Source organism: Sphaerotilus sp. (assembly GCF_034519685.1).
Taxonomy (GTDB): domain Bacteria; phylum Pseudomonadota; class Gammaproteobacteria; order Burkholderiales; family Burkholderiaceae_C; genus Sphaerotilus.
Genome location: NZ_JAXHOF010000006.1, coordinates 47,439 through 66,282, shown reverse-complemented (window position 1 = coordinate 66,282; position 18,844 = coordinate 47,439). Strand labels below are relative to the sequence as shown.

Sequence of the window (18,844 nt, the reverse complement as noted above, 5' to 3'; positions counted from 1 at the left end):
GAAGATTGCACCATGGCCCCGCCGCCCGTCTGTCACGCGGGTTCAGCCGCTCATTGGCAGGCGAAGCTGTCGGCCAGTTCCAGGCTGCCGGTGCCCTTGTATTTGGCGACCTTGGGGTAGGCGCACAGCGGGCGGGTGCGCGTGGCGGCCCAGGTCGTCGGGACTTCCGCGTTGACGCCGCCGGCGTTGCCTGTGCCGCGGGCGCTGGCGACGACCGAGTCCGGCGCCTTGCCCTGTTCGACCCACTGCACCAGCGGCGTGAGCATGTCGAACTGGTCGGTGGCGGGGCCGCCCGAGCAGTGGTTCATGCCCGGCACGCCGTAGAGGCGGGCGAAGTTGCTGGCGTCGCCGCCGTTGGCGCTGGCGAGGTTCTTGATCCAGGTGACCGAGTCGTCGTAGGAGAACACCGCGTCGCTGACCCCGTGGTAGACCATCACCTTGGCGCCGCGATTCTTCAGCACCGACAGGTTCGACGGCGTCGGCGGCGTCATGAAGTCCATGCCGGAGACGGTGTAGGTGGCGCTGGTGGCGGTGATGCCGGCGGCCAGGGCGTCGATGGAGGCGGTCAGCGGGTTGGCGAGGAAGGCCGGGTTGGCATTGAACACGACCCCCGCCGCCAGCGGGTCGAGCGCCAGCGAGTTGACAAACTCCCAGGCCGCCCAGCCGCTGCCGGAGATGCCGGCGTCGAAGGGGAAGGTGTTGTAGATCGCCGTGCCGGTGCTGGTGCGGGCGCCGGCGTGGATGTTGGCGAGCACGTCCTTCTGCAGCGCGGTCAGGCAGGTGCCGTCGCGGACATCGCCGCTGCAGGTGGGCACGTCGTCGGCCAGGCTGAACGCCTTCTGGCACGCGGCGGTGTCCGAGACGATGCCGTCGGCGGCGCTGTCCAGCGCGTCGCACTTGGCCAGGATGCGGCCGGCGATCATCGTGCGCTCGGCGGGGGTGAAGGCGGTGGCCAGGTCGGCGATCGTGCTGCCGTTGGCCGTGGTCGTCGCGCCGACGGTGTAGGCGCGGGCGTACTGCTGGGCGCCCCAGATCTGCGAGACCGCGGCCTTGGGCAGGTTGTAGCCGGGGGCGCCGGCCAGGAAGCCGTCGTATTCCTCCGCGAGCCGGTTCGTGGCGACCAGCGTGTGGCGCCCGCCGTTGGAGCAGCCGCCGAAGTAGGAGCGGTCCGGTGCGCGGCCATACGCGGCCTTGACCAGCGCCTTGGCCATCGGGGTGAGCTTGGCGGCGGCCTGGTAGCCGTAGTCGAGGCGGGCCTGCGCTTCGAAGCCGAACGCGGCCGTCTGGGCGCCGGTGTGGCCGGCGTCGGAGCTGATGACGGCGAAGCCCTGCTGCAGCGCATGGGTGGTCGGGCCGCCGCCGGTCGCGCCCGTGGCGGTGACCACGCTGCCGTCGAGTCCGCCGTTGCCCTGGTAGTAGAAGCGGCCGCTCCACGCCTGCGGCATGCGCATCTCGAAGCCGATGGCGTAGGTCTGGCCGTCGCTGCCAGTGCGCGAGCCGAGCTTGCCGGCCACGCGGCAGTGTTCGGCCACGGGCTGGCCCGCCAGCGTGAGCGTGCCGGCGGGGACCGTGGCCGCGCTGTCGATGGTGACGCCCGCGTAGGTGAAGCCGGTCAGGCTGGCGCAGGCGGCCGAGAGCGTGCCGGCCTGTGCGGCCGTGAGCTGGGGGATCGTGGGGGTCGCGGTCGTGGTGTCATCACCGCCACCGCACGCCACCAAGCCGGCCGCGGCGGCCACCACGGACAAGGCACCGATAGGTCGGAAAACGAAGTTTCTGCGCATGGTTGTCTCCTGATGCGTCTGCTGACTACTGTACGAACTAGTTAATCTAATTAAGCAAAAGTGCGGACGAATCGGTGAATTCCCTCGGATTGCTACACTGGCCGGCCACCCGGATCCCCACGCCATGCCCCACACCAAGCGCCCGCAGACGGACCTCACGCCCAAGGGCGGACTGGAGGAAAAGGGCATCCACGCCCTGCTCGGCTACCAGCTCGCGCAGGCGACGATCGTCACCAACGAGGTGTTCGAGCGCGTGGTGGGGCAGCCGCTGGGCCTGCGGCCGGTGGAGTTCACGATCCTGCAACTGGTCCGGGAGAACAGCAGCGTGACGCCGTCCAAGCTCGCCAAGGCGCTGGCGATGACCGCCCCGGCGATGACGACCTGGCTCGACCGCATGACCCAGCGCGGCACGCTGCTGCGCGAGCGCAGCACCACCGACCGGCGCGCGCAGTCGCTGCGCATCACGCCCGACGGGGAGCAGCTCGTCTCACAGGCGCTGGCGCTGCTGCTGCAGACCGAGCGGGCGTTGCTGGCGGCGCTGTCGGAGGGTGAGCGGCAGATCCTGCTGGAGCTGCTGCACAAGGTGGCGTGTGCGCGGCCGGGCTGATCGCCGCCAGCGCGTGATCAACAACCTCTCCAGGCGAGCGCAGTAACTCGGCATGACGCTCGTGCCTGTCGAACCGGTTGCCAAAGTCTCCTGAAAAACTCATCGAAAATCAATCACTTGGAAGGATTTTCTTGAGAGACGTCACTTGGCGCTACCCATTCGGATGGTGACTTCATTGACCAAGCCAGCGCTTTGCGGACCATTCTGCTTGGCCTTTTCTAACCAAGCAGACAATTCAGTCGCGTTGGCTTTAAGTTGCTCCGGATCCATTTCCCGAAGCACGACTAGCGCATTAATTGTTCCGCTTTGGTTCGACACACGTGTCGCGGCATATTCTAGCAATTCAGGCACCAGTTTCCCGTCTCCCTTCCACTGCCGAACGACCTCTGTCGTGGCAGAAATTCGCGCGGACTTGTCTGCGGAGAACATTCCTTCGATTAAGGCGCGCCTGCGTTGGTCTAGTGAAGACAAGGCAGTAGACGCTTGAGCTTTCTCCTCCGAGGACCCCTTCGTTTGTAGAGTCTCAAGAACAGCGGTTGCCTTGAGCTTCTCCGCTAATTGAGTGACGAACGACTGATCAGTGAAAACCGACATTGTCAATAGCGCCGCATCTCTAGTTTCAGTCCTTTGCAAATGTGGGATAAACTTCTCCACCGTTTGCGCTGCGGCCAATCGACTCTGCAGAAATGCAACGCCGACTTGAAGCGATGAGACAAAGACTGCAACCGTCGACACCGCGATGGTTACGCGCTGAAGCTTCTTCTGCTCGAATTCCGACTTCTCACGTTCGAGCTTGAACCGCTCGGTGGCGAGTTGCTCTTTGCCAGCAGCCAGTTCTTGTTCGGTCATTTTGCACTCCGATTGTGTGAGTCGTCCCTTTGACGCTTAACGCCGCCAAGCTACCCACGGGGCAGGTGCTGTAGCGGGCAGTGCTTTCAAGGTGGTCGAAAAAATCCAATGAAATCAACAACTTAGAAACAGCTTATTGTATCAATTTGCATCAAATTTGGCTTTTCGGCTGCGCTTGGCTTTGTTGCACAACCCACCCCGCCGGCCGATGGTCGAGCGGTGAGGTAGGCTGACAGGATGAGCAAGCCAGCCAAGCAGAAGTACGTGACGAAGAACTGGGCGCCGTACACGAAGGCGCTGAGGGCGCGGGGCTCGCTGACGATGTGGCTGGACCGGGACATGGCGTGGCAGGCCGCACCGGTCAGCGGCAAGCCGGGGCGACCGGCGATGTACAGCGACGCGGCGGTGCAGTGCTGCCTGACGATGAAGGTGCTGTTCGGACTGGCGCTGCGCCAGACGCAGGGGTTCGTGCAGAGCGTGCTGGGGCTGTCGGGGCTGGAGTGGCAGGCGCCGGACTACAGCACGATGAGCCGCCGGGAGAAGCGGCTGACGGTGGAGATCAAGGCCAGGCCGAGCCGGGGCGGGCTGCACCTGCTGGTGGACTCGACGGGCATCAAGATGCTGGGCGAAGGCGAGTGGAAGACCAAGAAGCACGGGGCGGAGTACCGCAGGCAGTGGCGCAAGGTACACCTGGGGATCGACGCCCAGACGCTGGAGATCCGGGCGATCGAGGTGACGGACAACAGCGTGGGGGATGCGCCGATGCTGCCGGAGCTGCTCGGGCAGATTCCGGACGAGGAGGTGGTGCTGTCGGTGAGCGGGGATGGGGCGTATGACACGCAGGACTGCCACGACGCGATCGCCGAGCGGGGAGCCGAGGCGGTGATACCGACGCGCAAGAACGCCCAGCCGTGGAAGGCCAAGCGGCCGGGGGCGGCAGCGCGCAACGAGATCCTGAGAGCGACGAATCGGTTGGGGCGGGGGATCTGGAAGAAGTGGAGCGGCTACCACCGGCGCTCGCTGGTGGAGACGAAGATGCGCTGCTTCAAGCTGCTGGGCGAGCGGGTGATGGCACGCACCTTCGAGCGGCAGGTGGTGGAGTTGCAGGTGAGGGCCGCGGTGCTCAACCGCTTCACCCACCTGGGCACCCCGGTGACGCAGGCTATGGCGTAACTCCGTCTGGGGTCAGGGGGAACTCGGCTTCGGCGGAGTTGTGCAACAAAGCCCATAAGCGTTGAATCCACAAAGCAGAGGATGCGCCCATGAGTGGGGTGTGTTAGCCGCCACTGACGTCCATGCAGGGATGGTCGGGTGCGGTGCCAGTGCAAACCAGCACGCCGCACCTGGGCTGCGGTGGTGCGGCCCACCTGAGCGCATCAACACCGTCGGAGCGTTGGTGGGCACTGCAAACAGGCCCTGCCCGCGCATCATGGTGGCGGTCTTCGATAAGACTCCACCGATGCAACGTCACCCCGGCCGACCTGGCCTGCCGCAGCCACCTCCACCGGACACCAGTACCTGCTGCGGCAGTGCGCACAGCCCATCAATGTCGATGGCGGCCACCCCATTCACCAACTCCTCACACGTAACAACATGCGAGGCGTTCCACTGCCTCCACTGGCGTCGGTGTAGCATCCGCCCCGCTCGCACTCACTGCGAGCACGGGATTGGCGTCCCGACAGAAGGCGCAGCAGCCGCGCCCAACGCGGCTTTTTCACGTCAGTACGATGTGGGCTGCGTGCATGGCTTCGTCTATGGCGGGCCGTGCGGGGGAGTCGCAAGACTCGCCGGCCCTTCTCCGGTACGCCAACCTCGCACGGTCTGCCGCCCTCATTGGCGTGGGGGTAGGCAGGTTCGATTCCTGTCAGAAGGAGCCATTCATGGCTGACACCGCTCATCTCCCCGGCGTCCCCACGCCCGACGATCTCCACCTCCCCGGCCTCGCCGACCTGTTCTCCGACATCGCCGCCGACCTCGACAGCCTGCGCGAACTCGTCGTCGCCCACCCCGAGCGCAGCCCGCTGCACGGCGTGCTCGGCGACCTGCTCGCCCTCATCGCCTGGCGCTGCGACCTCGGCTCCCGGCTCGCTGGCGGCCCCGCCTCGCAGCCCACCGCCGAAGAGCGCTTCGTCCATCCCCACACCGCCCGCCGTCTGGGCCTGTGACCGCGAGCGCGACGATGCACCACCTCCTCCTCCGCCCCTTCGCCCTCGCCCGCCTGCGCCCAGGCTGGCTGCGCCGCCTCGCCCTGCGTGAACGCACCTTCCGCGTCATCGCCCTCGACCGCTGGCACCTCCGTCCTCCCCGCCTGCGCTGACCCCGCCCTCCACGGACCGACCGACTCCGCGCGCCCCCTGACTTCCTCGGGGCGCTCGTCGGCGCCCGCGCGTCTGCACGTCACGCCACAGGGGTTCTCTTCCACGGACTTGTCGCCCCCTGTGCGCGTCCCGGCTCGGCGCGCGGGCCTCCCACGCCGGTAGAGCGGGAACCACGACACCGGCGACCCAGAGGCGCAAGCTGCCACGGGTGTGGTGGGGCGTTCGAGCCCTGAAGGCAGCCTGTCGCGTGCGTCGAAACCGCACGCGACCCCCGAATGCGACCGACTGACCGACCGATGGTGCGCGTCATGCCGTTCCGCAAGGGGCCAGCCCCACACGCCGGTCAGGCTTCACCGCCGCGGCGTGCAGGGTCGAGGCTTGCCCCTTCGCTCCCTCCTTCTCTCCCTCAGGTGCCTTGGCGGGCGCGGGTGACAAGTCCTCAGTTCGGAAATTCTTCTATCGGGTATTGGCCAGAGGCAGTGAAAGCGCCCCGGTTTACCATCCGGGCACCTGCCACCCATCCCCCATGACCTCCCCGACGATCACCCCCACCGCCCCGGTCTGCCTCGTCATGGCCGGCCCGAACGGCGCGGGCAAGACCACGTTCGCGCTGGCGTCCCTGCCCGCCATCGCCTCCGTGCGGCGCTTCATCAACGCCGACCTGATCGCCGCCGGCCTGTCCCCCCTCGCGCCGCAACAGCAGTTGATGGCCGCCAGCCGCCTGTTCCTGGCCGAGATGGACGCCTGCATCCGCCGCCGCGAGAGCTTTGCCTTCGAGACCACGCTGTCGGGTCGCGGTTATCTGAAGCTGGTGCAGCGGCTGCGCCACGAAGGCTGGCGGGTCGAGCTGATCTACCTGGCCTTGCCCAGCGCCGAGATGTCGCGGCAGCGGGTGGCCGAGCGCGTGGCCCACGGCGGCCATGCCATCGACGACGCGGACGTGGCGCGGCGCTTTCCCCGCAGCCTGCACAACCTGCTGACGGCCTATGCCGGCGCCGTGGACAGCACGCGCTGCTTCATGAATCGCCACACGGTGCCCGAACTTGTTTTCGAGCAGCAAGGCCAGCAGCGCCACATCGACCGCCCTGAACTGTTTGCCCACCTGATGAAAGAGGCTGGCCTGTGAACAACCCCACCCCCGCAACCCTGTCCCCGCCGCTCATCGAGACACAGCAACTGCTCGCTGCCCTGCAAGCCGCTGTCACCAGCACCCTGGAGCGCAAGCGCCGCCTCGGCCACTACGCCGTGGTCTGGCAGGACGGCCGCCCGGTCGCCATCGGCGAAGACCGGCCTCTCGACGCCAGCCCCGCACCGAACGCCCCTCAGGAACCCTCCCCATGCTGATCCGCACCGCCCGCCCCGATGACCACGCCCAGTGGCTCCCGCTCTGGAAGGGCTACCAGGCGTTCTACCGCGCCGACCTGCCCGAGCACGTCACCGCCCGCACCTGGGAACGCTTCCACACCCCCGCCGAGCCGATGCACTGCGCCGTCGCCGAACGCGATGGCCAGCTGATCGGGATCGTCCACTACATCTTCCACCGGAGCTGCTGGACGACCGGCGACTACTGCTACCTGCAGGATCTCTACGCCTCGCCCGAGCACCGCGGCCAGGGGGTCGGCCGGGCGCTGATCGAGCATGTCTACGCCGCCGCCGCGCAGGCCGGGGCATCGCGTGTCCACTGGCTCACCCACGAGACCAACCAGGACGCGATGAAGCTGTACGACCGCATCGCCGACAAGAGCGGCTTCGTGCAGTACCGACACCTGCTCGGCTGACAGAACGGGCCAGGCCGGGCGAGGCCCCGCGCGTTCAGCCCCCAGGCCGCCCAGCGTCCTCGCGCTGCGCCCGCTCCTGCGCGAACAGCTCTTCCAGCTGCTGGCGCCCCTTGCGCGCCATCGACACCATCACCTGCTCGTCGCGGTGGTGCGGCCACAGGGCTTCGAGCTGCGCCACCGAATGCCCCCGGAAGCGGGTCGCCAGCTCGCCCGCCCGCTCAGGCGTCCAGCCCAGTTGTTCGAGCACGCTGCGCCCGCTCATCAACGCCGCATCCAGCGTCTCGCGCTCGATCATCTCCACACCCCGGTCGCGCAGCGCGAAGTAGTGCTGCACATTGCGCGCCCGCGCCACCAGCGTCAGGTGTGGAAAGTGTTCCTGCGCCAGATCGACCAGCTTCAGGCTTTGGTCCACATCGTCGATCGCCACCACCAGCACCTTGGCCGACGCCGCCCCCGCCATGCGCAGCAGGTCGAGCCGCGTCGCGTCGCCGTAGTGGACCCGGAAGCCCAGGCGGCGCAGCGAAGCGATCTGCTCCGCGTCGTGGTCGAGCACGGTCGGCTTCACGCCGTTGGCATAGAGCAGCCGCCCGACCACCTGCCCGTAGCGGCCGAAGCCGGCGATGATGACCGGCGCTTGCTGCGGCTCGGTCAGCGCATGGGGTGAGTTATCCACAGAAATCTGTGCGTAACGTGGCAGCACCCAGCGGTCCATCGCCACCAGCAGCAGCGGCGTGACGAGCATCGACAGCGCCACCGTGCCGATCAGCACCGAGACCTGCGATTCGGTCAGCACCCGCACATTGGCGCCCTGCTGGAAGACGACGAACGCAAACTCGCCGCCCTGCGCCAGCAGCAGCGTGAACACCGGCCGCTCCGGCCCCGGCACCGCCACCACCCGCGCCAGCCCCCACAGCACCAGCGCCTTGATCGCCAGGAAGCCGATCAGCAGCAGCGCCACCGTGCCGAGGTGTTCGCGCACGGCGTGGAAGTCGATCGACATGCCCACCGCCATGAAGAACAGCCCGAGCAGCAGGCCCTTGAACGGCTCGACGTCGGTTTCCAGCTCGCGCCGGTACTCGCTCTCCGCCAGCAGCACACCGCCCAGGAAGGCCCCGAGTGCCGCCGACAGCTCCACCGCGTGCATCAGGCTGGCCAGCCCCACCACCAGCCCGAGCGCAGCGGCAGTGAAGATCTCCTGCGAGCCGCTGCGCGCGATCCAGCGCAGCGCATGCCGCAGCAGCAAGCGGCCGACCACGATGATGCCGACGATGACGCCCAGCGCCCGCAGCGCCTCGCCCCACGGGTTGCCGCTGTCCTGCACCTTGGGCGCCAGCAGCGGGATCATGGCGAGGATCGGAATGGCGGCCACGTCCTGGAACAGCAGGATCGAGAAGCCGGCCTGCCCGCCCTGGGTGCCCATCAGGTTGCGCTCCTGCATCACCTGCAATGCCACCGCCGTGGACGACAAGGCCAGCCCCAGCCCGGTCACCACCGCCACCGGCCAGGACACGCGCAGCAGCAGCGCCACGCCGCCCACCGCCACCGCACAGCCCAGCACCTGCGCGCTGCCCCAGCCGAAGATCGAGCGGCGCATAGCCCACAGCCGCGGTGGTTCCAGCTCCAGCCCGATCAGGAACAGCATCAGCACGACACCGAACTCGGCGAACTGCAGGATCGCGTCCGGGTCGTGGACGAACTGCAGGCCGAAGGGGCCGATCGCGATGCCCGCCCCCAGGTAGCCGATGATCGAGCCCAGCCCCAGCTTGCGCGCCAGCGGCACCGCGATCACCGCCGCGGCGAGGTAGACCAGTGAGGCGTTGAGCCAGTGTCCGTGTTCCATCGCGCCATTCTCCTGGCGCGCAGCATACTGGCCGGACCTGCTGGCCCAGGTGCCTCAGTTGTAGTTGCAGCCTGCGGGCAGCGGCCAGCTCGTCGCCGGCTTCATGGCCTTGACCGCAGGGGACGCGGTGATGCCGACCAGGGACGTGCCGACCAGGCGCTCCAGCTCGTCGATGCTGACGAGGTAGGGATCGAGCCCGGTCAGCCCTTCGACATTCGGGATGTACCAGGCGATGGCCTTGGGCGCGCCGGTGGCCGGGTCGGTGGTGAGGATGGCCTTCCAGAAATGCTCGGGCGTGCGGATGCCGTGGCTGGCAAGGAACCAGTCGTTGGAGGGATCGCTGTAGACCACACCGCCGTAGACCTGCACCGGCGCGATGTCGCGGTAGCACTCGGCGACGTTCTCGGCGTCGAGCCAGACATTGCGGTTGAACGTCGCCACCTGCGGGACGATGTTCGTCATGTAGTTGGCGCGCAGGATGTAGTCCGCGTCGTAGTCCATGTGGTTGGACGAGACGAGGTGCCCGCGGTCGTAGCCGGGGTAGATGGCCGCGGCGTAGCTGTTGGCCGTCGTCTGTTGTCCACAGCCCTCGGGCAGGGTCGGGTCGAGCTTGAAGCTGGTCGGACGGGCGACAGTGCCGTCGTCGAAGCCGAGGGTGTAGCTGTATTGCAGCGCGGTGCGCGTCGTGCAGTCGTAGGTGAGCTGGTAGCCGCCGTAGTCCTGGCGGATGACCCAGTCGGTGCTGGCCGGACCGTTCGGGGAGGGATACACCGTGGGCGTGGGCGCAGCGTCTTCGCCAGCCTCTTCGTCACCGCCACCGCAAGCCCCCAGCCAGGCCACGACCAGCAGGGCCACCAGAAAACGCAGGCCGCGCATGCCCGACTCAGCGATCACCACGGGCCGCCTGTGCCGGTCCGCAGTCGCGCTGCTGCTGGTAGACCACCAGACCGTTGGCCTGGACACACTTGAACACGCTGGGGGCTGTGGCAACGCTCGGCCCTGCCGCGGTGGGGGGCAGGTTGGCGGGGAAGTCGAGCGGGAAGGGCTCGGCGGTCTTGGGGGAATTCCCCCAGTGGGCTTCGCCGGTCCAGGGATTGGCGGCAGACGCGGCCGGCTCCACGGCCAGCACCCGGGTGGTCGTGCGGCCCATGAGCTGCGGCAGGAGCTGGTCACTGCGCAGATAGAACAGCAGCGCCGCCAGGATCAGCAGCCCGAGCCCGACCGGCCAGCTCGGCACCAGCCAGGAGCGCTCGTAGTGGTGGCGGTAGCCCTCGGGCACGCTGTAGTGCACGCCCCGGTTGCTGGGCGGCGACACATACGGCTCGACGCCATCGGCTGCCGATGCAGTCGAGAACGGGTTATGGGCGGGGGACGACAGGCGGGGCATGGCACATGAAAGCTGAATTTGCGCAAATTGTGTCGTTCTTTTTCTTAACAGTCTGCGGCACGAAGTAAAAATTCCAGCCGCTTGCGCAAATCCTCATCCAAACGTCCGGCTTGTGTCGCCAGCGCTGGCTGAGGTGCCGCCAGAAGTCGGTAGAAAGCGGCCCGGGTCGGCCCGAGCCGGTCGAGTTCGGCCAGATGGCGCGTGACCACGCCGAGGTCACCCCGCGCGATCGGGCCCGACACGGCCCCCGCCAGACCCCGCGCCTCGGCCGCATCGAGCGTGCCGCGCGACAGCGGCAGCAGCGCCCGCAGCGCATCGGCCTCGTCCACGCCGAAGCTGGCCCACAGCGCCGCCGCCTCCTGCAGCACCGGCAGCAGGAAACTCGCTGCGTAGCCGGCCGCCACGTGGTAACGCACACGCATGCCCGGCGGCAGCACGATGGCCGGCATGCCGAGCACCGCCGCCAGCGCATGCAGCGTCGGCATCAGCGCGGGGCCGGCCTCGATCGCCGCGGTGCTGCCCGCCAGACGCTGAGCGGCCCGCTCCGGGTCGGAGAAGATCTGCAGCGGATGGAAGCCGCCGGTGTGGGCACCGGCCTGTGCGGCGGCGTCCAGCGCGGCGACCTCGGTGGCGCCGCTGCAATGCACCACGGCCTGCCCGGCCCGCCAGCGCAGCGCCGCCGCCACCGGCGCGATCGCGTCGTCCGCCACGGTGAGCAGCACCAGATCGGCACGGTCGACCGCCTGCTGCGGCGTGCAGGGCTGTGGATAACACGACGCCGACAGCCGCTCGGGCTGCCGGCTGCCGACCGCGACCACCGGCAGGCCGGCACGGTCCAGCGCGAGCACCAGCGCCCGCGCCACGCGGCCAGCGCCGACCAGGGCGATGCGCAGCGCTGGCAGTTCGGGGAGGGGTTCAGGAGAGATGTTCATGGCAGGATGATGCCCATGGACATCCCCGCACTGCAGGCCCGCCTGCGCGATTTCTCGGCCGAACGTGGCTGGGAGCCCTACCAGACGCCCAAGAACCTGGCGATGGCCATGGTGGTCGAGGCGGCCGAACTGGTCGAGATCTTCCAGTGGATGACGCCCGAGGCCTCCACCCGCGTCGCGGACGACCCCGCCGTGCAGCAGCACCTGGGCGAGGAGATCGCCGACGTGCTGGTCTACCTGGTGCAGATCGCCGACCGCTGCGGCGTCGACGTCGCGGCGGCCGTGGACCGCAAGATCGGCCTGAACGCGGTCAAGTACCCGCCGAATCCGGGCCGCTGAGGGCGTTGTCGCGGCACCGGGCCTGTGGGGTAGCCCGTGGACAGCGCCAGGCCGCTCCTGACCCCTCCAGGCCCCTCAGAGCGCCTTGACGACCAGCTTGAAGTCCGGGTCTTCCGGAAACGACCGCACCTCGTAGCCCAGGCCGCGCATCAGCCGCAGCATGTTCGGGTTGTTGGCCAGCACCAGCCCCTCGATCTGCGACAGCCCCTTGTGGCGCGCGAAGTCGGCGATCGACAGCATCAGCCGCGAGCCCAGCCCCTGCCCCTTGTAGTCGTCCGACACCACCAGCGAGAACTCGCAGGTGGTCTGGTCCGGGTTGGTGATGAAGCGCGACACGCCGATGATCTTCTCGGTCTCGATGAAGGTGCCGTCCTCGCCGGGCCGGCGGTCGGTGTGCACGGCCACCAGCGCCATCTCGCGGTCGTAGTCGATCAGCGTGTAGCGGGCCAGCATGCGCGCCGGCAGCTCGTGCATCGCGCTGGCGAAGCGGAAATAGCGGCTCTCCTCGGACAGGCCGCGGGTGAAGGCCTGCAGCATGTCGGCGTCGTCCGGGCGGATCGGGCGGATCGTGTAGAGATCGCCACCCTTCATCGGCCACTCGCGCTCGTAGCTGCTCGGGTAGGGCAGGATGGCCAGGTGGTTGTAGTCGCGGGCGGTCGGGCCGGCGTGGTCGATGACGATGCGCGCGTCCACCGCCACCGCGCCGTCGTCGTCCACGATGATGGGGTTGATGTCCATCTCGCGCAGCTGCGGCAGCTCGCAGACCATCTCCGACACCCGCAGCAGGATCTGCTCGACCGCCTCGACATCGGCCGCCGGCGCACCGCGCCACTCGCCCAGCAGGGTCGACACCCGCGCCCGCTCGATCAGCCGGCGCGCCAGGAACTGGTTCAGCGGCGGAAGTTCCATCGCCCGGTCGGCGATCAGCTCGATCATCGTGCCGCCCGAGCCGAAGGTGATGACCGGACCGAAGGGCATGTCGGTGGTCAGGCCGATGTAGATCTCGCGGCCACGCTTCTTGCCGCTCATGGGCTGGATGGTCACGCCGTTGATGCGCGCCTGCGGCTGCACCCGGCGCACGGCGGCCAGCATGTCGTTGAAGACGTCGCGCACCTGGGTGGCGGTCATCACGTTGAGCGCCACGCCCTCGACGTCCGACTTGTGGCTGATGTCGGGCGAGTCGATCTTCAGCGCCACCGGGTAGCCGAGCTGGCTGGCGATCAGCATCGCCTCGGTGGCGGTGCGCGCCAGCATGGTGCGCGTCACGGGGATGTGGAAGGCCGCCAGCAGCGCCTTGGACTCCATCTCGGTCAGCACGCGCCGCCGCTCGGCCAGCACGCCCTCGATCAGCAGCCGCGCGCCCTCGACATCCGGCCGTGCCAGCGTGGACTGGGGCGGCGGCGTCTGCTGCAGCAGCTGCTGGTTCTGGTAGAAGTTGGCCACATTGGCGAAGGCATCGACCGCAGCCTCCGGCGTGCGGAAGGTGGGAATGGCGATCGCGTTGAGCATGATGCGGGCGTCGCGCACCCGCTCGTCGCCCATCCAGCAGGTCAGCACCGGCTTGCCCATGGCATGTGCGTGGTCGCAGACGACCTGTGCGATGGCGTCCGGGTCGCTGTCGAGCTTGGGCGAGAAGATGACCAGCACGCCGTGCACCGAGCGGTCCTTGGCACAGGCCTGCAATGCGGCGCGGAACTGGGCCGGCGTGGCCTCTTCGCCCAGGTCGATGACGGATTCCAGCGTGGCATGCGGTGACAGCTGCGGCGCCAGCTCGGTGCAGCTCGTGTCCACCAGCCGCGCCACCTCCAGGCCGATCTCGTTGGCGCGGTCGGCCGCCAGCACCGCCGGGCCGCCGCCGTTGGTGACGATGGCCAGCCCCTTGCCGATCGGCTTGTAGCGCGAGGCCAGGCACTTGGCGGCCGAGAACAGCTGCGTGAAGGCCCGCACCCGCACGACACCCGCGCGGCGCAGCGCCGCCTCGAACACATCGTCCGAGCCGACGATGCTGGCCGAGTGGGTCAGCGCGGCCTTGGAGCCTGCGGGCTGGCGCCCGGCCTTCATCACCACCACCGGCTTGGCGAAGGCCGCCGCCCGCAGCGCGCTCATGAAGCGGCGGGCATCGTGGATGCCCTCCATGTAGACGAGGATGCTCTGGGTGGAGGCGTCGTTGGCCAGGAAATCGAGCACCTGCGGCAGATCGACCGCCGTGTTCGCCCCGAGCGAGACCACGGTGGAGAACCCGACCGCATTGCGTGCGGCCCAATCGAGAATGGACGCGGTCAAGGCCCCCGACTGGCAGACCAGCGCGAGCGGGCCGGCCGTGGCGAGCCGCCCGGCAGCACTGGCGTTGAGCTTGAGCAGCGGACGCTGCAGGCCCAGGCTGTTCGGCCCGAGCAGGTGCATGCCGTGGCGGCGGGCGATCTCATGCAGGTCGGCGCAGGCCGCAGCCGGCAGCCCGGTGGAGAGCACCAGCGCCGCACGGCAGCGGATGCGCCCGGCAATCTCCAGCGCGGCCGCGATGCGCGCATGCGGCAATGCGATGACGGCCAGATCGGCCCGCGACTGGGCCAGATCGGACAGCGTGCCCGTCATGTCGACGTCGAGAAAACTCAGCGTGCCGTCGAACTTGTGCGCCTGCAGCTCGCGGAGCATGGCGCGGGCCAGCGGCGGCGCCTCGTCCAGATGGTCCGGTGGCCCAGCGAACACGACGATCGACTTGGGGGAAAACAGCGGCGTCAGGAAATGATGGTCCACGGGGGCACACCCATTGAGAAGGAGACGTACCAGCATACGGCAAGGAGCGGTCCGTCTGGTGCAGCGCAGCAGACAACAAAAAACCCGCTTGCTGTTGCGCAAACAGCGAGCGGGTTCCGGTGTGCAAAACGCCGCAAGGACGCTTTGCCTGGTGCCTCAGGACACGGTCAGCGCACGACGGCGATCTGCTCGCGGTTGCCACCCTTGTAGGTGAACATCGTCAGCGCGCCGTTCTTCACGTCGCCCTTCTCGTCGAAGCTGATGTTGCCCGTCACGCCCTTGTAGCCCGACGTCTTGGCCAGCACCGGCAGGTACTTCGCCGGGTCGCTCGACCCCGCCTTCTCCATCGCCGCAACCATCACGTTCAGCGCGTCGTACACATACGGCGCGTAGATCTGCACGTCCGCGTTGAACTTCGTCTTGAAGCGCGCCTTGAACTCCTCCATGCCCTTCTTCTGCTCGCCTTCGACGCCGCCCGCTTCCGCGCACACCACCTGACCGTCGTCCATCGCGCCGCCCGACAGCTTGGGCAGCTCGCCCGAGCAGATGCCGTCGCCGCCCATGAACTTCGCCTTGATGCCCAGCTGCTTCATCTGCCGGATCATCGGGCCCGCCACCGCGTCCATCCCGCCGAAGAACACGATGTCCGGCTTCTTCGCCTTCAGGTTGGTCAAGATCGCCGTGAAGTCCGTCGCCTTGTCGTTCGTGAACTCGCGTGCCACCGTCTTGCCGCCCGCCGCCTTCACGCCCTTCTCGAACTCGTCGGCCACGCCCTGCCCATACGCCGTGCGGTCATCGATCACCGCGATCGACTTGCCCTTCAGTTCCTTGGCGGCGTAGCGGCCCAGCGTGCCGCCCAGGTGCACGTCATCCGCCACCACGCGGAACGTCGTCTTGAAGCCCTGGCGCGTGAACTTCGGGTTCGTCGCCGACGGCGAGATCTGCGGGATGCCCGCGTCGCTGTAGATCTTCGACGCCGGGATCGAGGTGCCCGAGTTCAGGTGGCCCACCACGCCGGCGACCTTCGAGTCCACCAGCTTCTGCGCGGCGGCCGTGCCCTGCTTCGGGTCACCACCGTCGTCTTCGGCCAGCAGCTCGAACTTCACCTTCTTGCCGCCGATCGACACGCCCTTGGCGTTGAGTTCGTCGATCGCCATGCGCGCGCCGTTCTCGTTGTCCTTGCCCAGGTGGGCAATGCCACCGCTGGTCGGGCCCACGTGACCGATCTTGACGACTTCCTGTGCGCTGACCTGCGTGGCTGCGACCAGTGCGACTGCAGCGATGACGACGTTGAGCGTGTGATTCATGGATTCAGACTCCGACTAAAGAGAGAGAGACGACAGAGGATGGGAGACGGTGCTCGGACTGCCGACGGTCTGCCGGCGAGGCGCAGCCATCTTTCAAGATGCGTGCCAGCTTCGCCGGGCTTGTCCCGTGCAGCGCAGCACGGGTGGTGACGGGCTGGTCTGTCAGGTGGGCAAGGCGGCTTGCGCCGTGTCTTCCAGACTTGTTCTTCTCCCTTCTTGTTTCTTCTTTTAAAGATAGTACATAGTAATAGAGGGGGCTGTTTTGTGTGCATAACCTGGATTTTCCCTTGTGAATCAACCACTTGAGCTGGTGAAAAGCCTGTGTGTGACCCGGTGGAGCCGTCCGGGACAAAGAGGGTGAAACTTTCCGGCACTCCGGGTTTTCATGCACAACTCCCCGCCTGTTCAACGTTTCTCCACAGACTTGTTCCGTGCAGCCCGTCACGGGCGCCCGCGCCGGAGTTATCCACTGTGGCTGGTGACGGCAACCCGTACCATGGCAGTCTTTCACGATCGGGGATCCGTCCATGGGCACGCCTGCCAACCCTCAGAAGTACACCGTCCTGGCTGCGCCCAGCCCGATCGAGGGCACGGGGGCCTTTGCGGGCGAGGCGATTCCGGCCCGGCGCAAGATCGGCGAGATCCGCGGCGAGAGGATCAGCGTGCAAGAGGCCTGGGAGCGCGTGAAGACGATGGAACGCATCATGATGGTCGAGATTTCGCCCAGAAGAGCGATTGATGCGTCCAGATCGACCGATCCGCTGCGCTTCACGAACCACTCTTGCTCACCGAATGCGGTGCTGCGCATCCGGCAGGGCCGCATCGAAATCTACGCCATGCGGGCGATTGCGCCGGGTGAGGAGATCACCTGCCACTACGGTGAAACGCACCACGAAGGCCGTCTGGCCTGCCGCTGTGGTGCGCCCAACTGCGTGGGCAAGCTGTGAACAAGTGGTGGGCAACCCGGGAGAACCGGCCCCATGGCTGTGGACAGGCAGTGGAGAGGTCGTGTACAGCCGGTGGAATGTCGGTGGATAGTCCGTGAGCAACCAGCCGGGCCTGGTGCTCAGGACCGCAGTTCGCGGCGCAGGATCTTGCCGACATTGCTCTTGGGCAGCTCGTCGCGGAACTCGATGTGCTTGGGCCGCTTGTAGGCGGTGAAGTTGTCCTTGCAGTAGGCCGCCAGGTCTTCCTCGCTCAGCGACGGATCCTCCTTGACGACGAAGAGCTTGACCGCCTCGCCCGTGCGCTCGTCGGGGATGCCCACGGCGGCACACTCCAGCACGCCGGGGTGCAGGCTGACGACCTGCTCGATCTCGGTCGGGTAGACGTTGAAGCCCGACACCAGGATCATGTCCTTCTTGCGGTCGACGATGCGGACATAGCCTCGCGCATCCATCACGCCGATGTCGCCGGACTTGAAGTAGCCGTCCGCCGTCATGACCTGCGCGGTCTCGTCCGGGCGGTTCCAGTAGCCGGCCATCACTTGCGGGCCGCGGATGCAGATCTCGCCGGGCTCGCCCAGTGCCACATCCTGGCCGTCGTCGTCACGGATGGCGATGTCGGTGGAGGGCACGGGCAGGCCGATGGTGCCGGTGAACTCCTTGAGGTCGATGCGGTTGGCGGTCGCCACAGGCGAGGTCTCCGACAGGCCGTAGCCCTCGGCGATCGGGCAGCCGGTGACCTTGAGCCACTTCTCGGCGGTGGCCTTCTGCACGGCCATGCCACCGCCGTTGGACACCACGAGCTGCGAGAAGTCCAGACGCGCGAATTCGGCGTTGTGGGCGAGCGCGTTGTAGAGCGTGTTGACGGCCGGGAACATGTGGATGCGGTGGCCCTTGAGCGCGCCGATCAGCGCGGGCAGATCGCGCGGGTTCGGGATCAGGATCAGCCGCTGGCCCATGCGTGCGCCCAGGAAGAACGAGACCGTGAGCGCGAAGATGTGGTAAAGCGGCAGGGCGCACACGCAGGTCATCTGCTGGTCGCCCAGGCGCTTGAGCATGGGCTGGAACCAGGCCTCGCTCTGCTGGAGATTGGCCACCACGTTGCGGTGCAGCAGCGTGGCGCCCTTGGACACGCCGGTGGTGCCGCCGGTGTACTGCAGGAAGGCGATGTCCTCCGGGGCGACCGCGGCGCGGCTGAGCTTCAGGCGGCTGCCCTGCTCCACCGCGTCGTTGAAGCGGGTGACGCTGCGGCCGTTGCCCGCCGGCAGCCGGAACTCCGGCACCATCTTGCGCACATGGCGCACCACGAAGTTCACCAGCTGCCGGCGCCACAGCGGCAGCATGTCGCCCATGGCCGCCAGCACGACATGTTTCACCGGCGTCTGGTCGATGACCTCCTCCAGGGTGGCGGCGAAGTTTTCCAGGATGACGATCGCCTCGGCCCCCGAGTCGACCAGCTGGTGCTGCAGCTCGCGCGGGGTGTAGAGCGGGTTGACGTTGACGACGACATAGCCCGCGCGCAGCACGGCCGCGATCGCCACCATGTACTGCGGCAGGTTGGGCATCATCAGGGCGACCCGTGCGCCGCGGGCCAGCCCCCGCGCCTGCAGCCAGGCGCCGAGCGCGACCGACTGCTCGTCGATGGTGCGGAAGGTGAACGCCTGGTTCAGGAAGAGCGCAGCCTGCCGGCTGGCGTACTGGTGAAAGCTGCCGTCGAGCAGATCGACCAGCGTGCCCTGGGGTTCGATGGTGGCCGGGACGCCGTCGGGATAGCTCTGCAGCCAGGGGCGGTGGGTGGTGGTCATGGGGGCTCCAGATCGGACGCAAGGACGGAACAAGGGATGGTCGATTGTTCAGCTGCGTGTCAGCTTCGGCCCTCGGGGCTTGCCCGTACCTGCGGCGACTGGCTGTCCCTGCCGCGACACGCGCAGTGCCGGCATGGGCTTGTCGGCGCCCGGGACACCCTCAGCCCGGATTCAGGATGGTACTGATCATTCCTGCAATGATC

At 67.7% G+C, this 18,844-nt stretch carries 18 protein-coding genes; 9 read left to right on the top strand and 9 right to left on the bottom strand.

Annotated features, from left to right (window positions below):
- Nucleotides 1-50: 50 nt before the first annotated feature.
- Complete coding sequence (locus U5O44_RS11370) at nt 51-1,781, bottom strand: tannase/feruloyl esterase family alpha/beta hydrolase (RefSeq protein ID WP_322588593.1); 1,731 nt, start codon at nt 1,779-1,781, stop codon at nt 51-53.
- A 124-nt stretch (nt 1,782-1,905) separates the two neighbouring features.
- Here U5O44_RS11370 and U5O44_RS11365 point away from each other — a divergent pair, with 124 nt between their 5' ends.
- Nucleotides 1,906-2,388, top strand: a complete 483-nt coding sequence (locus tag U5O44_RS11365) for a MarR family winged helix-turn-helix transcriptional regulator (RefSeq protein ID WP_322588592.1) — start codon at nt 1,906-1,908, stop codon at nt 2,386-2,388.
- Between the two features lie 141 nt (nt 2,389-2,529).
- On the opposite strand, the gene U5O44_RS11360 is transcribed toward U5O44_RS11365, so the two are convergent.
- Nucleotides 2,530-3,237 (bottom strand): hypothetical protein, encoded by a 708-nt coding sequence (locus U5O44_RS11360; protein ID WP_322588591.1) that lies wholly within the window; start codon nt 3,235-3,237, stop codon nt 2,530-2,532.
- A gap of 237 nt (nt 3,238-3,474) precedes the next feature.
- Here U5O44_RS11360 and U5O44_RS11355 point away from each other — a divergent pair, with 237 nt between their 5' ends.
- The 6 genes from U5O44_RS11355 (at nt 3,475) to U5O44_RS11330 (ending at nt 7,333) form a co-directional block, all read left to right on the top strand.
- Nucleotides 3,475-4,410: an IS5 family transposase gene (locus U5O44_RS11355; protein ID WP_322588590.1), complete on the top strand. Its 936-nt coding sequence runs from the start codon at nt 3,475-3,477 to the stop codon at nt 4,408-4,410.
- A 707-nt stretch (nt 4,411-5,117) separates the two neighbouring features.
- Nucleotides 5,118-5,402 (top strand): hypothetical protein, encoded by a 285-nt coding sequence (locus U5O44_RS11350; RefSeq protein WP_322588589.1) that lies wholly within the window; start codon nt 5,118-5,120, stop codon nt 5,400-5,402.
- 14 nt (nt 5,403-5,416) lie between these two features.
- Nucleotides 5,417-5,554 (top strand): hypothetical protein, encoded by a 138-nt coding sequence (locus U5O44_RS11345; RefSeq protein WP_322588588.1) that lies wholly within the window; start codon nt 5,417-5,419, stop codon nt 5,552-5,554.
- A 527-nt stretch (nt 5,555-6,081) separates the two neighbouring features.
- A complete protein-coding gene (locus U5O44_RS11340; RefSeq protein ID WP_322588587.1) occupies nt 6,082-6,681 on the top strand; it encodes an ATPase in 600 nt (199 codons plus the stop codon).
- Nucleotides 6,678-6,899, top strand: coding sequence for a hypothetical protein (locus tag U5O44_RS11335; protein WP_322588586.1), 222 nt, complete (start codon nt 6,678-6,680; stop codon nt 6,897-6,899). The genes U5O44_RS11340 and U5O44_RS11335 overlap by 4 nt, the downstream gene beginning before the upstream one ends.
- Nucleotides 6,893-7,333 (top strand): GNAT family N-acetyltransferase, encoded by a 441-nt coding sequence (locus U5O44_RS11330; RefSeq protein ID WP_322588585.1) that lies wholly within the window; start codon nt 6,893-6,895, stop codon nt 7,331-7,333. The genes U5O44_RS11335 and U5O44_RS11330 overlap by 7 nt, the downstream gene beginning before the upstream one ends.
- Nucleotides 7,334-7,367: 34 nt before the next feature.
- Here U5O44_RS11330 and kefC read toward each other — a convergent pair whose 3' ends face one another.
- Genes kefC through U5O44_RS11310 form a run of 4 tightly spaced genes read right to left on the bottom strand, consistent with a single transcriptional unit; the run spans nt 7,368 to nt 11,492 of the window.
- The gene (gene kefC / locus U5O44_RS11325) at nt 7,368-9,173 is read right to left on the bottom strand and encodes a glutathione-regulated potassium-efflux system protein KefC (protein ID WP_322588584.1); all 1,806 of its coding nucleotides are present in this window, start codon (nt 9,171-9,173) and stop codon (nt 7,368-7,370) included.
- Between the two features lie 54 nt (nt 9,174-9,227).
- Nucleotides 9,228-10,067 carry a DNA/RNA non-specific endonuclease gene (locus tag U5O44_RS11320; protein WP_322588583.1) on the bottom strand — a complete coding sequence of 280 codons (840 nt, stop codon included), beginning with the start codon at nt 10,065-10,067 and terminating at the stop codon, nt 9,228-9,230.
- The gene (locus tag U5O44_RS11315) at nt 10,057-10,560 is read right to left on the bottom strand and encodes a hypothetical protein (protein WP_322588582.1); all 504 of its coding nucleotides are present in this window, start codon (nt 10,558-10,560) and stop codon (nt 10,057-10,059) included. The genes U5O44_RS11320 and U5O44_RS11315 overlap by 11 nt, the downstream gene beginning before the upstream one ends.
- A 44-nt stretch (nt 10,561-10,604) precedes the next feature.
- Complete coding sequence (locus U5O44_RS11310) at nt 10,605-11,492, bottom strand: Rossmann-like and DUF2520 domain-containing protein (RefSeq protein WP_322588581.1); 888 nt, start codon at nt 11,490-11,492, stop codon at nt 10,605-10,607.
- A 15-nt stretch (nt 11,493-11,507) separates the two neighbouring features.
- On the opposite strand from U5O44_RS11310, the gene U5O44_RS11305 reads away from it, so the two are divergent.
- Entirely contained in the window at nt 11,508-11,831 is a 324-nt protein-coding gene (locus tag U5O44_RS11305) for a nucleotide pyrophosphohydrolase (RefSeq protein WP_322588580.1), read from the top strand.
- Nucleotides 11,832-11,906: 75 nt separating this feature from the next.
- Here the strand turns inward: U5O44_RS11305 and U5O44_RS11300 are convergent, their stop codons facing one another.
- A complete protein-coding gene (locus U5O44_RS11300) occupies nt 11,907-14,585 on the bottom strand; it encodes a bifunctional acetate--CoA ligase family protein/GNAT family N-acetyltransferase (RefSeq protein WP_322588579.1) in 2,679 nt (892 codons plus the stop codon).
- Nucleotides 14,586-14,752: 167 nt separating this feature from the next.
- Nucleotides 14,753-15,892, bottom strand: coding sequence for a branched-chain amino acid ABC transporter substrate-binding protein (locus U5O44_RS11295; protein ID WP_322588578.1), 1,140 nt, complete (start codon nt 15,890-15,892; stop codon nt 14,753-14,755).
- A 527-nt stretch (nt 15,893-16,419) separates the two neighbouring features.
- On the opposite strand from U5O44_RS11295, the gene U5O44_RS11290 reads away from it, so the two are divergent.
- Nucleotides 16,420-16,839 carry an SET domain-containing protein gene (locus U5O44_RS11290; RefSeq protein WP_322588577.1) on the top strand — a complete coding sequence of 140 codons (420 nt, stop codon included), beginning with the start codon at nt 16,420-16,422 and terminating at the stop codon, nt 16,837-16,839.
- Nucleotides 16,840-16,958: 119 nt separating this feature from the next.
- Here the strand turns inward: U5O44_RS11290 and U5O44_RS11285 are convergent, their stop codons facing one another.
- The gene (locus U5O44_RS11285; protein WP_322588576.1) at nt 16,959-18,641 is read right to left on the bottom strand and encodes a long-chain-fatty-acid--CoA ligase; all 1,683 of its coding nucleotides are present in this window, start codon (nt 18,639-18,641) and stop codon (nt 16,959-16,961) included.
- Nucleotides 18,642-18,844 lie beyond the last annotated feature (203 nt).

Bases quoted from the DNA above. Each gene is read 5' to 3' on its own strand.
- U5O44_RS11290 (WP_322588577.1), top strand. From the start codon at position 16,420: ATGGGCACGCCTGCCAACCCTCAGAAGTACACCGTCCTGGCTGCGCCC.
- U5O44_RS11350 (WP_322588589.1), top strand. From the start codon at position 5,118: ATGGCTGACACCGCTCATCTCCCCGGCGTCCCCACGCCCGACGATCTC.
- U5O44_RS11360 (WP_322588591.1), bottom strand. From the start codon at position 3,237: ATGACCGAACAAGAACTGGCTGCTGGCAAAGAGCAACTCGCCACCGAG.
- U5O44_RS11295 (WP_322588578.1), bottom strand. From the start codon at position 15,892: ATGAATCACACGCTCAACGTCGTCATCGCTGCAGTCGCACTGGTCGCA.
- U5O44_RS11285 (WP_322588576.1), bottom strand. From the start codon at position 18,641: ATGACCACCACCCACCGCCCCTGGCTGCAGAGCTATCCCGACGGCGTC.
- U5O44_RS11310 (WP_322588581.1), bottom strand. From the start codon at position 11,492: ATGAACATCTCTCCTGAACCCCTCCCCGAACTGCCAGCGCTGCGCATC.
- U5O44_RS11315 (WP_322588582.1), bottom strand. From the start codon at position 10,560: ATGCCCCGCCTGTCGTCCCCCGCCCATAACCCGTTCTCGACTGCATCG.
- U5O44_RS11340 (WP_322588587.1), top strand. From the start codon at position 6,082: ATGACCTCCCCGACGATCACCCCCACCGCCCCGGTCTGCCTCGTCATG.
- U5O44_RS11365 (WP_322588592.1), top strand. From the start codon at position 1,906: ATGCCCCACACCAAGCGCCCGCAGACGGACCTCACGCCCAAGGGCGGA.
- U5O44_RS11345 (WP_322588588.1), top strand. From the start codon at position 5,417: ATGCACCACCTCCTCCTCCGCCCCTTCGCCCTCGCCCGCCTGCGCCCA.
- kefC (WP_322588584.1), bottom strand. From the start codon at position 9,173: ATGGAACACGGACACTGGCTCAACGCCTCACTGGTCTACCTCGCCGCG.
- U5O44_RS11370 (WP_322588593.1), bottom strand. From the start codon at position 1,781: ATGCGCAGAAACTTCGTTTTCCGACCTATCGGTGCCTTGTCCGTGGTG.
- U5O44_RS11330 (WP_322588585.1), top strand. From the start codon at position 6,893: ATGCTGATCCGCACCGCCCGCCCCGATGACCACGCCCAGTGGCTCCCG.
- U5O44_RS11305 (WP_322588580.1), top strand. From the start codon at position 11,508: ATGGACATCCCCGCACTGCAGGCCCGCCTGCGCGATTTCTCGGCCGAA.
- U5O44_RS11355 (WP_322588590.1), top strand. From the start codon at position 3,475: ATGAGCAAGCCAGCCAAGCAGAAGTACGTGACGAAGAACTGGGCGCCG.